10 protein-coding genes are annotated in these 14,048 nt (G+C 46.9%); 8 read left to right on the top strand and 2 right to left on the bottom strand.

Going from position 1 to position 14,048, the window contains the following annotated elements; genetic code table 11:
• The first annotated feature begins 216 nt into the window (after positions 1-216).
• Positions 217-2,400: a S46 family peptidase gene (locus tag DQX04_RS08330; protein ID WP_111915425.1), complete on the top strand. Its 2,184-nt coding sequence runs from the start codon at positions 217-219 to the stop codon at positions 2,398-2,400.
• 7 nt (positions 2,401-2,407) lie between these two features.
• Here DQX04_RS08330 and dinB read toward each other — a convergent pair whose 3' ends face one another.
• Entirely contained in the window at positions 2,408-3,496 is a 1,089-nt protein-coding gene (gene dinB, locus DQX04_RS08325) for a DNA polymerase IV (protein ID WP_111915424.1), read from the bottom strand.
• 258 nt (positions 3,497-3,754) lie between these two features.
• On the opposite strand from dinB, the gene DQX04_RS08320 reads away from it, so the two are divergent.
• Positions 3,755-4,189, top strand: a complete 435-nt coding sequence (locus DQX04_RS08320) for a cytochrome c5 family protein (protein WP_207916302.1) — start codon at positions 3,755-3,757, stop codon at positions 4,187-4,189.
• Positions 4,190-4,434: 245 nt separating this feature from the next.
• Positions 4,435-7,044 (top strand): EAL domain-containing protein, encoded by a 2,610-nt coding sequence (locus DQX04_RS08315; RefSeq protein ID WP_111915423.1) that lies wholly within the window; start codon positions 4,435-4,437, stop codon positions 7,042-7,044.
• Positions 7,045-7,076: 32 nt separating this feature from the next.
• On the opposite strand, the gene rep is transcribed toward DQX04_RS08315, so the two are convergent.
• Positions 7,077-9,095, bottom strand: a complete 2,019-nt coding sequence (rep, locus tag DQX04_RS08310) for a DNA helicase Rep (protein ID WP_111915422.1) — start codon at positions 9,093-9,095, stop codon at positions 7,077-7,079.
• A 132-nt stretch (positions 9,096-9,227) separates the two neighbouring features.
• Between rep and DQX04_RS08305 the strand changes: the two genes are divergently transcribed.
• The 5 genes from DQX04_RS08305 to DQX04_RS08285 are packed head-to-tail and all read left to right on the top strand — an operon-like array spanning position 9,228 to position 14,046.
• Positions 9,228-9,476, top strand: a complete 249-nt coding sequence (locus DQX04_RS08305) for an accessory factor UbiK family protein (protein WP_111915421.1) — start codon at positions 9,228-9,230, stop codon at positions 9,474-9,476.
• Between the two features lie 12 nt (positions 9,477-9,488).
• A complete protein-coding gene (locus DQX04_RS08300) occupies positions 9,489-10,778 on the top strand; it encodes a paraquat-inducible protein A (protein ID WP_111915420.1) in 1,290 nt (429 codons plus the stop codon).
• Positions 10,759-12,420 (top strand): intermembrane transport protein PqiB, encoded by a 1,662-nt coding sequence (pqiB, locus tag DQX04_RS08295; RefSeq protein ID WP_111915419.1) that lies wholly within the window; start codon positions 10,759-10,761, stop codon positions 12,418-12,420. The genes DQX04_RS08300 and pqiB overlap by 20 nt, the downstream gene beginning before the upstream one ends.
• Positions 12,417-13,055: a membrane integrity-associated transporter subunit PqiC gene (locus tag DQX04_RS08290; RefSeq protein WP_111915418.1), complete on the top strand. Its 639-nt coding sequence runs from the start codon at positions 12,417-12,419 to the stop codon at positions 13,053-13,055. The genes pqiB and DQX04_RS08290 overlap by 4 nt, the downstream gene beginning before the upstream one ends.
• Positions 13,045-14,046 (top strand): exo-alpha-sialidase, encoded by a 1,002-nt coding sequence (locus DQX04_RS08285; RefSeq protein ID WP_207801095.1) that lies wholly within the window; start codon positions 13,045-13,047, stop codon positions 14,044-14,046. Before DQX04_RS08290 ends, DQX04_RS08285 begins: the two co-directional genes overlap by 11 nt.
• The last annotated feature ends 2 nt before the right edge of the window (positions 14,047-14,048 follow it).

Below are 14,048 nucleotides of genomic sequence, written 5' to 3'. Positions count from 1 at the left end.
GCTTACATCGATTATAGAGGCAAAGTAGTATGGAAGTTTGAAAGGCGCGGATTATAGCAGAAAATTCCGCCAATGGCAGGTGTGCAAAGATTCGTCGTAACGTGATAAGTTCCGTACCCAAGTTGTAAAAACAAAGTAAACTGGTTGGAGTCGACGGAAAGATTTCGCCATAGTCAAAAACCACATTAACTGGCGCCAAAACGGAAAGGCAAATTTATGAAGTATGTATTACCACTTGTCTGGGGTTCATTGTTACTGGCCAGTGTGGCTTTCACAAAACAAGTGGCAGCGTCTGAAGGATTATGGCTTCCTAGTGAGCAGCCAGATCTTTCGAATAATTTACCTACTCAAGCGGTAGTTAAAATTGGCACCTGCAGTGGTGTCTTGGTCTCTTCTCAAGGATTATTGCTCACCAACGCGCACTGTATAGAAGACACGCTCGAAGTGAGTAGTGACGTGGAGTCGGAAATTAAGGCGTCCGGTTTTATTGCGCAAAGCCAAGACCAAGAGTTAGTGTCCGCACCTGGACTTTTTGCCTCTATTACCCTCGAGCAAAGTGACGTGACCGAAGCAATGAGTGTGGGTGTTACGGCAGACATGACACCGCGCGAACGTTTCTTGAAAATAACACGTAACCGAAACCAACTCATTACCGAGTGTGAAAACGAAGCAACCATAAAGTGCCAAGTTCAGTCTCACCAAGACGGCTTAAGTTATTTGTTAATAAAAGAACGAGAGTATCGCGATGTTCGCCTAGTTTACGTACCGCCCGTGTCGTTAACGATGCATGGTGGCGAGGACATGAATTGGCAATGGCCAAGGTTTTCAGCGGACATTGCAATTCTACGGGTATACACCGACACCGAAGGTAAAGCAGCAGACTATTCCGAAGAGAACATTCCCTTAGAGCCACCCCAATATGCCGAAGTCGGTGATTCACATTTAACATTCTTTGACACCGTTCGTGTGGCAGGTTTTCCTGGCCAAACTCAACGTCTACGCACCGCGTCTGAAGTACAGTGGAACTTCACAGAAAACTATCCAGCCTTGCTAAGTTATTTGCATGACTTTGAAGCAATGGTGGAAGCGCAAATGGAAACTAGTGAGAGAGCTCGCATTCGTTTCCAGCCAGTTTATTTTCAGCTGAGTAACCACATTACTTTTATCGAGTCTCAAATTGAGTATTACCAGCGCTTTGGCGTGCAGCGTTTAAGCGAGAATAGGCAGGGGCAATTGCTACAGTGGCTATCTGCACCAGAACGCGAGCCTATGTTTCGTGAAGCGTGGTGGACGGTACAAGAGCAACTACAGAGTGACCGTACGTGGCTAGAGCAAGATTTGTGGTGGAATTTCCTCAATAGGTTGAGTTTGCCGGGTGCTGCATTACTTGTTCATCGTTATGCATACGAGCAAACCTTACCTGCAGACATTCGCAGTCGCGGTTTTCAGCAGCGCGACTTACCAGCACTACAGGCTCGTTTGGACCAATATGCACATAGGCTCTGGCCGGAGTTTGAGCAGCGGCTGATGGTGTACCTCATGAACCGTTATCTTGAGCTTCCGGAGGCACAGCAAATTGCTTCTGTTAATGACTTCTTTGGTATCGATGAAAACACCACAGAAGAGAGCTTACAGAACCGTATTGAAGAGTTGTACGCGGCCCCCGGCTTGCTTGAAGACGAAGTTAGGGAAGCGTGGTTAGGTAAGTCTTTGAACGAAGTTCAGCAGTCTGACGACCCGTGGTTGCAGTTTGCGACTCAAACTTCAAGAGCGCGCTTGCAAATGGATAGTCGTGAAATTGAGCGCCGTGGTCGTATGGCATACGCACGCCCAATGCTTATGAATGCCCAGTTAGAACTCGAGGGGACGTACGGGCGTCAAGTGCCCGCCAATGCGAACCGAACTTTAAGAGTGAGTGAAGGACAGGTTCTTGGTTATAACCCAAGCCCTAACAAAGATCCAAATGAATACAAGCTGGCGCTAACTTATTTAGATGTTTTTCGTGACCATATTCAAGAAAACAACGAAACGAATGTTCCCGAGCAGTTTGTCGGGATGATGAGAAGGCATAATAACGAGTGCTTTATTAATTTCGAACGCGAATCTGTACCAGTCAATTTCATTAGTACTGCCGACAGTACCCCGGGAAGTTCTGGCTCTCCAACTTTTGATCAGGAAGGGCGTCTAATTGGGTTGGTTTATGACCTTATGGAAGAGTCAACCATTAGTGATTGGCATTACAGTCGTGAGCATCATCGAACCATTCATGTGGATATTCGATATGTACTATGGATTCTAGGTTATTACGAGGGCGCCGACACTATTCTTCGAGAACTCGGATTTAGCCACCAAGGCGACGCAGAAACACCGTCTTGCAGACTTACTGCGCTGAACTTTTAGCGTTAAGTTATTCTAGGTCTAACTCCAATTGCCGGTCCTCGTCGGGGTCCGGCAATGTCACACCTAAACCAATTAACCTTACTTTCCTATTTTTTGCTCTAGCCCAAGCTTCTCCAAGCAGCTGGTAAAACAGGGAAGGTGAGACTTTGTTGGCACTACGAGAAACGGTTGTTTGTTGAAAGTCGTTAAACTTCAACTTAACGGTTTGAGTACGAATTCTAGTTCCTTGCCAAGGGCCCGGAGGAAGTCGCTTTTTCAGCGAAGGTAACAGAAACTTCTCGATAAACACCTCGGCTTGTTTCAACTGTGCGAAGTCTCTCGCTAAGGTGTCCTCGACACTTATTTGTTTACGCGTGCGTGAAACTGAAACCTCGCGAAGGTCGATTCCTTGGCAGCGCTGATGCAGTACATAGCCACTTTTCTCACCCAGTATCTGTTGAACTTGCTCAACGCTAGCGCGCTGAATGTCTTTGCCTAATCGGAATCCAGCATTGGCCAGCCTCTCTTGGCTTTTTGGGCCTACACCGGGAATTCGGCTGAGCGATAATGCGCTAATGAATGAGAATACTTGTTCGGGGGGGACGACAAATTGGCCGTCTGGCTTGTTTTCGTCGGACGCAATTTTTGCGACCATCTTTTGATTGGAAATGCCTGCGGAGCCGCTGATTCCCATTGTTCGCAATTGGGCACGCACATCTTCCATAGCCAACGAAGCAGAACCCTGATGACTTTTTAAATGAGAAAGATCGAGGTAAAACTCATCGATGGAAGCAGGCTCAACAAGGTCGGTATACTCACTGAGAAGCGCTCGTACTTTTTTGGACACTTCCTTGTAACTTGCCATGTCAGGTTTAACAAAAGTGAGGTGGGGGCATAATTGCCTAGCTTTAAAGCCCGACATGGCACTTCTCACACCATACTTACGTGCTTCATAATTACAGGTCGCCACAACTCCCCGTTCACCACCTCCACCAACAGCAAAGGGAATGTTCTTGAGTGCAGGGTTTTTAGTGACTTCCACGGCAGCAAAAAACGCATCTAAGTCTAGTAGCGCTATCTTTCGTTGTACCGCATCCGGCGTTGTATCAGCTGGCAAGGTCGCTTCCTAATTTCATGGCTTACCCAAAATATCTCGTGGCAAGTTATATTGCCACTTTACCTGAAACACAGAGCGTCTTGAATTGAGAAAGCACTAAACGTTTTATTTTAAGTTGCCGTAATTAACATTACATACAGTGTGGATACATTTTCGACAGCGCATTTACCTTGCGAAGATAAAACCGTATAATCGGTGCAAGAAGTTAGCAAAGCGGATGTATTCGGAAGCTTGAGTACGAGTAGCCAGGAGTGAGATGTGAAAGTGTTAACCCAAATTAAGTGGAAAAATATTTTAGCGGTTGTTGCAGGTGTTGCGGTAGCTGGCAGTGTTTGGGCAGCTACAGACGACATGAGTCGCGAAGCCATTTTAGAGCGTATTAAACCTGTAGCGAAAGTTCGTTTAGCAGGTGAAGAAACGCAGACTGCGAGTGCTGGTAACGAAGCGCAAGGTACGCGTTCAGGCGAGCAGGTGTTCAACCAAGCGTGTGCGGCATGCCACATGAGCGGTGTATTAGGTGCACCGAAGAAGGGCAACGCAGCTGATTGGGAACCACGTATTGCCCAAGGTATGGACGTACTGCTAGAGCACTCAATTAACGGTTTCAATGCAATGCCACCGCGTGGTACATGTATGAACTGTTCTGACGAAGAAATTCAGGTTGCAATCGAATATATGATCGAAGGCATCTAATTTACTGAGTTTTCAAAGCATTATGAAAAAACCGCCAGTTGGCGGTTTTTTTGTGCAATCTTGTCCGACCATTTCACTTTTCAAACCAAGCTGACCAAGTTATACTCAGCCCTTGGTAGTAATTATTACATTTCAATAACAATAATAATTACGGTAATAATATTTCTACCGCCTAAAGATAAATAACAAGTAACCGTTAACTAACTGGTTGATTAAATTGTAGTTAATGGTAGGCGAGAGAGTAAGTGACAAAGTCGGGAACACAAGGAACACCCACAGAACGTGTTGACGCGCTAGAAAAACTAAAACGACTAGAGAAGGTTGTTGAGCGGTTAAAGGCGTTAACCGAGAAATATAGGCAGGCTGAAGTAGTTCAGCAGGCCCTTTTCCGTATATCCGAACTTGCCTCGTCTGCACAAAGCATGGAACAGCTTTATTCTTCAGTGCATAAAATTGTTGCGCAGCTTATGGAAGCGCGTAACTTTTATATCTGTTTGTATAACGAAGACCGCAGTAGCTTTAGCTTTCCTTACTTTGCCGACGAATATGACACACCAGAATTTGTAGCCGAAGTTCCGGCAGAGTCGTTAATGAACGGTATGACAGGTTACATTCTGCGTTCAGCGGAACCATTACTCTGTACCGGTGAAGACATTCAGTCACTCAACGACAGCGGTGACGTAACTACAATGGGTTCATTGCCTGTTGATTGGATGGGTGCTCCTCTTATTCTGGCTGACGACGTAATTGGCGCAATGGTGGTGCAAAGTTACGTAGACGATGTGCGTTACCAACATGAAGATCTCGAGTTATTAACTTTCGTTTCTCAACACGTTGCGAATGCGTTAGAGCGTTTCAGACAACGCGAGTGGATGGAACGTGAGATACAGCACCAAACATCTGAACTGCGTTTCGCGAACGAAAGTCTATTAAAAGAAGTTACTGATCGGGAAAAGGCTGAGCAGCAAACTAGTGTGCTTTATGCTATTTCTGAGTTAACGAACACCGCGGAGGACATGCGCGGCTTCTACAGTGACTTACACCGCCAAATCGACAAGCTTTTAAACGCAGACAACTTCTATATTGCTTTATTGACCGAAAATGGTCAGCAGGTTTACTTCCCTTATTACATAGACGAAAGCGGTTCAGAAGCTCGCCAACGTCGCCTGCAAAAAGGCTTAACCGAGTATGTTTTGCGTACGGGTCGTCCAGCATTTGTGAATGCGCAGCGCCGAGACGAACTAATACGCCGTGGTGAAGTGGTGCGCGCGAGCGACCACGGTAAACTCGCTCACGAATGGTTAGGTTCGCCTCTAACTATGGATGGTGAAGTATTCGGTGTATTGGCGGTTCAGAGCTATAGCGAAGAACAAAAATATTCGAAAGACGATTTAGAATTGTTGAACTTCGTTTCGCAACACGTAGCCGTAGCGATTGAACGTCGTCGTTCTGCAGAGAAATTGGCCCGAGCCAACGTATTCTTGGAAAAAAGAATTGCCGAACGTACTGAAGAGCTTGTTGAAGAGATTGAGCGTCGTAAGAAAATTGAAGCTAGGCTTTTCCACGATGCGCACCACGACAACCTTACAGGCTTGCCAAACCGCGCAATGTTTACCGATCGTGTTAAACAAGCGTTGTCAGCTCAAAAACGCCGAAGTAAAGAATACTTCGCGATTCTATTTGTCGACTTAGACCGCTTTAAAAACATTAACGATACGCTTGGTCACTCAGCGGGTGATAAGTTCCTGCTCGAGGTGAGCGAACGTTTAAGCAGCATGATTCGGGAACACGATTTGCTGGCGCGTTTAGGTGGCGACGAATTCGTTATTTTACTCGATCGCATCAACCATATTGATGACGTGAAAGACATTTCCGCGCGCATTATCGAAGTTATGAAAGAGCCTTTCGTTCTGGAAGGGCAGGAACACTTCTCGGGTGCGAGTATTGGTATTGCTAATTACCGCGACGAGCATGACACGGTTGAGCGCTTATTACGTGACGCCGACGCGGCAATGTATGAAGCTAAAAGCATGGGTCGTGGCCGTTACGTGGTATTCGACGAAACCATTCGCAGCGGCTTGGTAGCAGCGATTAACCAAGAAACAGCATTACGCCATGCGCAGGTGAATGAAGACTTCATTCTTTGGTATCAACCTGTACAAGACTTAGAAACTCGCTCGAATGCGGGCTTCGAACTGCTACTGCGTTGGAAAAAGGGTAACGAACTTATTCAACCGAAAGAGTTTTTAGAGTTAGCAGAGCGTTCTGGAGCTATTCTAGAAATGGACGCATGGATGCTTACCCAGGCATCTGAACTTCTGGCTGCTCGAGAAGCTGCGGGCGAGAGTACGGCGCCTATCCATATTAACTTGTCGGTACAACACCTTCTGAGAAATCGTCATATTCAGCGACTCATCGACATTGTCGAGGCGGCGAAAGTTAATCCAACCGCATTGGTATTTGAGTTCGACGAAGAGTCACTTCAAAACGAAGATGCGCGTCGTATCTTGGCAAGCCTTCGTAAACTTAAAGATCAAGGTTTCCAACTGGCACTTGACGACTTTGGTAAAGGTGCGGGACCACTGCAGTTTATCTACAACTATCCATTCGACATTGTGAAGCTCGACCACCGCTTTGTAGCGCAAGTCAATAAGAAAGACCGCGCGCAAGCTATGGTGCGTCACGTAGTTACATTGTGTGAAGAGTTGGGTATTCGCCTTACCGCAGAAGGTGTTGAGAATAATCGTCAGTTAGAGAAGTTGACGGATCTTGGCGTGCATTTTGGTCAAGGTTATTACTTGGGTGCTCCACAAGAAGTGCAGTCGGAGAAGTCTGAACTGCGTTGCTCAGCTTAGCCTTCAGAATATTTTAATCGGCACTTTTTCCTTTAGTCTTCATCTAGCATGGCGCGAATGCGTGCGGCGTGTGCTTTACTGCGCTTAATACGCTCTTCTTCCGGCAACCGTTGTTGTTGGTTTTCCCACTGAATATCGTCTTGTGGCAGTTCTAATAAAAACCGACTAGGTTCTGGACGAATCACCTCACCAAATTGTCGACGTTCTTTCGCCATGGTGAAGATAAGCTTTTGCTGGGCGCGAGTAATCCCCACATAAGCCAGCCGGCGTTCTTCTTCAATATCGTCGTTATCTATGCTGGTTTGATGCGGAAGTAAGCCTTCTTCCATACCCACCATAAAAACATAAGGGAACTCTAGTCCTTTAGACGCGTGCAAGGTCATCAGCTGAACTTGGTCGGTTTCATCTTCCTCGTCTTGCCTGCTAAGCATGTCGCGTAGCATTAAGCGTGACACTACTTGCTCAAGGTTCATGGCTTCGTGTTCTGCGTCGCCTTCCAGCATGTTGACGACCCAGCGGTATAGTTCATTAATATTCTTTACGCGCATTTCCGCGGCTGTTGGACTCGGGCTGGTTTCATATAGAAATTCTTCATATCCCGACTGCTGAATAAGGGTTTGCACCGCCTCTATGGCGTCGCGAGTGTCTCCGGAAGAACTTCTGGCAGCGTTGAGAATAAGCTGCACGAATCCGAAAACGTCTTGATAAGAGTGCGACGAAAGCATGGTTTTTAAGCCTGGGTGCTGGCACGCGTCGAATAAACTAATGTTTTCTTGGTGCGCAAATTGCCCAATTTTTTCCAATGTCTGAGGACCAATGCCACGGCGAGGAACGTTAATAATACGCAACAAAGCATTGTCGTCGTCGCCGTTTACCACCAATCGCAAGTAAGCCATAACGTCTTTAATTTCTGCGCGTGCGAAGAATGACTGGCCACCGGTAATTTTGTAGGGAATACGGTTCGCCATTAGTGCCTTTTCGAACACTCGTGATTGGTGGTTACCCCGATACAGAATAGCGTATTCACCATACTTGGTTTGCTGCATGAAACGTTCGCGCACAATTTCCGCAACCACGCGCTCGGCTTCGTGCTCTTCATTTTTGCCGTAAATAACTTGCAATGGTTCGCCATATTCCATTTGCGAAAATAGTTTCTTATCGAATACGTGTGGATTGTTTTCAATAAGTATATTAGCAGCTTTCAAAACACGGCCCACAGAACGGTAATTTTGCTCTAATTTAATCACTTTGAGCTGTGGAAAGTCATTTTGTAGCAACGCCAAGTTTTGCGGCTGTGCGCCACGCCAAGAGTAAATACTTTGGTCGTCGTCGCCTACCACGGTAAAGCGCGCTCGCTCACCTACCAGTAGCTTAACTAACTGATATTGGCTGGTATTGGTGTCTTGGTATTCGTCTACTAATAAGTATTGAATGCGTTGTCGCCAGCGCTTTAATACCGACTCTTTCGACGCAAGCAGCAATGTCGGTAGTAAAATAAGATCGTCAAAATCTAGTGCGTTGTAGGCTTTTAAATGTCGTTGATACGCCTTGTAGGTTTCCCATGCGAACATCTCGTCTGGGTCGTTATTTACCTGAACATGCTCGGGCAATAACATGGCGTTTTTCCAGTGACCAATTTGATACTGCACTTTTTGAATCAGTGCTTTGTCGCCCTGTAACGTGTCTTCAGTCAAAGCATTCAATAATGCGTAGGAGTCTTGATCGTCGAATAGCGAGAAGCCTGGTTTAAAGCCCAAGTGGGCTGCTTCTTTGCGAATAATGTCTAAACCCAACGTGTGGAACGTTGACACTCGAAGTCCGCGCGTGCTTTGCTTGCCAAGGGTTTGACCAATACGCTCACGCATTTCTCGCGCAGCTTTGTTGGTAAACGTAACAGCTGCAATGTTACGAGCCTGGTAGCCGCCTGAAGTAATGAGGTGTGCAATTTTTTCGGTAATAACTCGCGTTTTACCACTGCCAGCGCCGGCTAATACAAGAAGGGGCCCTGTGGTGTACTTAACAGCTTCTTGTTGTTGGGGGTTGAGTAGCATGTCGTTGAATCACTGTTCGGCTTTGGCGTGAGAAGAGAGGAATTGTACCTGAATTCTTATTGGAGCTGAAACTCCTGCTAACATGCTATAGTAAAACAAGTAGCAAATACCCCAGCAGTAATAGGTAACCTTATGATAGACGGTAAAAAGTTAGAAGAACTCGCAAAACAAGTTACAGACAGTATTCCGCAAGGTGTGAGAGACGCAGCAGATAACTTAGAGTCGCGCGTGAAACAAACCTTGCAACAGCAGTTAGGTAAGCTGGATGTGGTAACTCGAGAAGATTTGGAAATTCAACAACAAATGGTGCTTCATATGCGACAGCGTATAGACGCACTAGAAGCTAAGCTAGATGAACTTAAACAGGCTCAAGACAAGTAACGAGGCTGCCTCGTGAGCTCGCGGCGATGGCGTGCTTGCCCTGAATGCGACTGGGTAAGTGCCTTGCCGGTACTAAAGGTGGGCGAATCCGCTTTCTGCCCGCGGTGCCAACATGAGCTCGTCCACCGCCACGACGCCCCTGCTCAACGTATACTTTCCTATGCGACTGCAGCGTTGGTGATGTTATTACTCACCTTGCCATTCTCTTTTCTTAGCTTTGAAATGGGCGGCATTCGACATGAAATTGTGTTGAGCGACGCTGCGTTTGTCATGTTCGACAATAACTGGCCGATACTGGCATTACTGATTGCCCTTTCCATTATTGTTCTTCCCGGAATTTTCTTACTTATGGTGACGTGGCTATACGGCTCCATAGCGATGCGAGTCAAACTGCCTGGTACTTTATTTATTGCCCGAATATTAAGCGGACTAAAGCCGTGGCTCATGACTGACGTGTTTTTAGTGGGGGTGTTAGTTAGCTTAGCAAAGCTGGCTAATATGGCAGACATTGGGTTTGGTTGGTCGTTTTTCGCGTTTTTCATTTATGTCATTTTGTTGGCAAGAACGGTAAGTATTGTTGACGCAGACTGGTTATGGTTTGCCTTGGAACAAGAGCCCCAGCCACCCTCTTTTGCGAAAAGGGGTATGACAGCGCACGAGCAAGGTTTAGTCGGGTGCAAATGCTGCGGCATGCTGAACTCTGCTACAGAGAGGCAATGCCAGAGATGCCATACATCGATAGCACCCCCCTCACCGCTGCGCATTCAAGCGACATGGGCGCTACTTATTTCTGCTTTAGTGCTTTATATACCTGCCAATATTTATCCCATGATGTACACCCAAACTTTGGGGGGGCAAAGAGAGTCGACTATTCTCGGTGGTGTGTTACAAATGGTTGATATGGGCAGCTATTTGATTGCCCTTGTAATTTTTGTGGCAAGTTTCATTGTACCTATCGCAAAGATAGCGGTACTTGGATATCTTAGTTATTTGGCTTCAAAGCCTGCTAAGTTAGCTACACCAAAGAAAATGCAGCTTTATAGACTTACAGAAGTTGTCGGTCGCTGGTCAATGATAGACGTGTTTGTGGTCGCTATTATGGTAGCTCTTATTCAAGGTGGTGTGCTGTTAAGCATTCTTCCGGGCGCAGCGGCTGTCGCTTTTGCCGGTGTTGTGGTGCTTACCATGATTGCCGCCAATACATTTGACCCGCGCTTGTTGTGGCAAGCAGAACTTAACGCTGACGAAATGAACGATGCAGTAAACAACATGGAGCAAGCTGGTGCAAAACGAAACGCCTGAAACGAAGAGCTCAATGATGCGAGCTGAGAAGAAGGTTAGCCGAAAGCTAAGTTCAGTATGGCTTGTGCCTATTGTAGCGGTGGCGATTGGTATTTGGATGGCTTACGACACGGTAACGAGCCGTGGGCAAATGATTACTATTGAGCTTGCAAGTGCAGAAGGTATTGAAGCAGGTAAAACACTGATTAAAACCCATGACGTGGCTGTGGGGCGTGTCGAACATGTTAGGTTGTCTGAAGATTTCGAACGCGCAGTTGTGGAAGTTCGCATGTACCAAGACACAGAGCGAATGCTGAATAGTGAGACACAGTTTTGGGTGGTAAAACCGCGTGTGGGCAGGCAGGGAATAAGCGGCCTTTCAACCTTATTGTCGGGGGCTTATATCCAATTACAAATCGGCGATGCTAGAGACAACCAAAAGAATTTTGTGGCATTAGACGCTCCGCCTGTAACACCCGCAGATATGGACGGCTTACGCGTTCATTTAACCGCGGACGACGCGACTATGCTAGGTGTGGGCGACCCGGTGTTGTACAGAGGCTATACCGTTGGGCGGGTAGAAACAGCTGTATTCGACCATGAAACCCGCAGCATGGATTACCAAATATTCGTACAGGCGCCATACCATAGCTTGGTGACACCGAGTGTAAGATTTTGGATGAGCTCGGGTGCTCAAATGGATCTGGATTCTCAAGGCGTACGCGTTGAGATTGGTTCTTTAGAGTCGTTATTAGGTGGCGGCGTAACCTTTGGCGCTTTCGAGCCGACCAATAACGAAGATATGGTCAGTGCGAATAGTGAATTTCGGTTGTTCGTCAATGAAGAGGAAGCCTCTCAAGCTCGCTATACTAAAGTTATTCGCTATGTTGTGTTGTTAGAAGACAGTGTGCGCGGGTTAAGTAAAGGCTCTCCTGTGGAGTACAAGGGCGTTCGGGTGGGTACGGTAGAAGAAGTGCCTTACCGTGGAGTTCCTGGAAGCTCTTCTTCGCTTCTCGATTTAGAAATTCCGGTGCTGATTAGATTCGAGCCAGAGCGTATTAGCGAAACGGTTTCTGAAGCCCAAATGCTCATGTGGCAAGCGGAATTGGCGCAAATGTTCCGTGTTGGTTTACGGGCAAGTTTACGCGCAGGCAACTTACTCACGGGGGCTTTATTCGTTGACCTGAATTTTTACCCCGACGAAACTTATGAAGTAGCCTCTATAGACAGTGAATACCCGGTTTTTCCCTCGGTCACGAACAGCTTCACCCAGCTCGACCAGAAGTTAACCGCATTGTTAGACAGCTTAAATGACATTAACTTAGACGAATTTGTCGATACCGCGACTGAAACGCTTCGTTTCTCAGAACAGACCTTAGAGTCTGTGGCTCAGGCTGCAGACCAACTGGCGGAAATATTAAATCATGAGGATACCCGGGAATTGCCGGGCGCTTTAGTAAGAGCGTTAGACGAATTAGAAAGAACATTCTCAGGTTATTCAGTTGATGCTCCGGCTTATAACGAACTTACTCAGTCGATTGAGCGTTTAAATGCAATTCTGCGCGACTTAGAGCCAGTGAGTGAAACTTTGAGAGATACACCAAGTGCTCTATTTTTTGATACCAAGGTGCCAGAAGATCCGCCGTTAAGGAGAGACCCATGATCACATTGAAGTTGTCTACATTGAAAAAGTGGAGCTTGATGGCGGCGCTTTGCCTATTAACTGCTTGCGCGGCAAGACCTCCTACCATAACTCATTATGTGCTTGCAGAGCCGGAAAGCGAAGTAGCCGATGCTGCATTTGCTGGCAAATATGCCATTGGTTCGATTCGCATGGCTGAGTTCCTAAAAGGTAACGCGTTAATCATCGCCGAAACCGACTCCCAGATTCGCCATACAAGAATGCACCGCTGGGCAGAACGTTTGGAAGCGCAAATTGAGCGACAGCTTAGGTTGGGTTTGGCGCAGCAATTTCCACAAAGCCAATTTGTGCCACTGTTGAGTACCGGCTATTTGCGCAATATGGATTACCGAGTGGACTTGCACGTAGACGCGTTTCATTTGAATGCGGAGCGCCAAGCTGTGGTGCGTTTGCAGTGGTTTGTTCGCGACGCGCAAGAAGACTTCGTGCATAGCGGGCGAATTGCTACTGAGGCGAATATTCAATGGCCAGCAGAAGAAGACAGCGATTTAGAGTATGCAGCAATGGTGGAAGCTTTAAGCAATGCTTGGCACGATGCACTCACTCAGCTCGGGCAACAACTTCAGCAAGTTAAACAGAGTAACCATGCCAACTGAAATACCCTTATTTCCCGCAAAACGTATTTGGTACAAAGCTCCACATAACGCGTTTACTGACCTTGCATGGTTTCGGGGCGCGTGGTGGTGTGTTTTCCGTGAAGGTGAAAACCATGTGTCGCCAGACGGGCAAATTAGACTTCTTCGTTCTAAAAACGGAGAGTCTTGGCGGACCGTAAAAGTGTTCGTGGCTGAGGGTGCAGACTTAAGAGACCCTTCGCTGGTCGTAACACCACAAAATAAACTTGTGCTATTGAGTGCTAAGAAAGTGCTTCGAGCAGAACATGGATTTTCTCATTTGGTGTATGCCTGGCAGTCGGATACCGGACGGCAGTGGTCGCAAGCACAAGAGGTAGGTGAGAAAGATTTATGGCTTTGGCGCGTGGCATTTCCTGACAGCAACGAGCAGTTAACCACAGGGCTTGGTGTTGCTTACAAGGTAGGTGGTGACTACCACGCTCGACTTTATAGTACTGAAAACGGTATAGACTTCATTCCACTGGTTGAGCGCTTACGCGGAAAGCGAAAGCCTGAGTACAGTAATGAAAGCGGGCTGTGTTTTAGCAAAGACGGAACAGCGTGGTGCTTAATGCGACGCGACCCTCAAACAGCGTTGCTTGGTTCAGCAAAGCCTCCTTACAAACGCTGGAACTGGAAAGACACCAAACAACGCATTGGCGGTCCGGTTATGGCGACCCTAGACGATGGCCGAATATTGAGTGTTGTGCGCTTTTATACGGTAGAGAACAAACAAATTGTTGCTGCAAGAACTAGCTTTGCATGGGTGAATACTGAAACAGGTAAACTAACCGAATGTGGTCGCTTGCCTTCTGGCGGCGACACGAGTTATGCCGGGTTAGTGGTGAAAGATGGTGTGGCCTATGTGAGCTACTATTCAGCGCATCGATTGGTAGCTCGAAAGTATCGCCCGTCGATTTACTTTGCGCAGGTACCTATTTGTGATCTATTGCCTGACACCGAGGAAGGGTAACG

The sequence above is a fragment of the Aliidiomarina sp. B3213 genome, assembly GCF_003290085.1.
Classification (GTDB): Bacteria; Pseudomonadota; Gammaproteobacteria; order Enterobacterales; family Alteromonadaceae; genus Aliidiomarina.
Note: the sequence above shows the minus strand (reverse complement) of the source record. Positions and strands in the feature narration are given on the sequence as shown.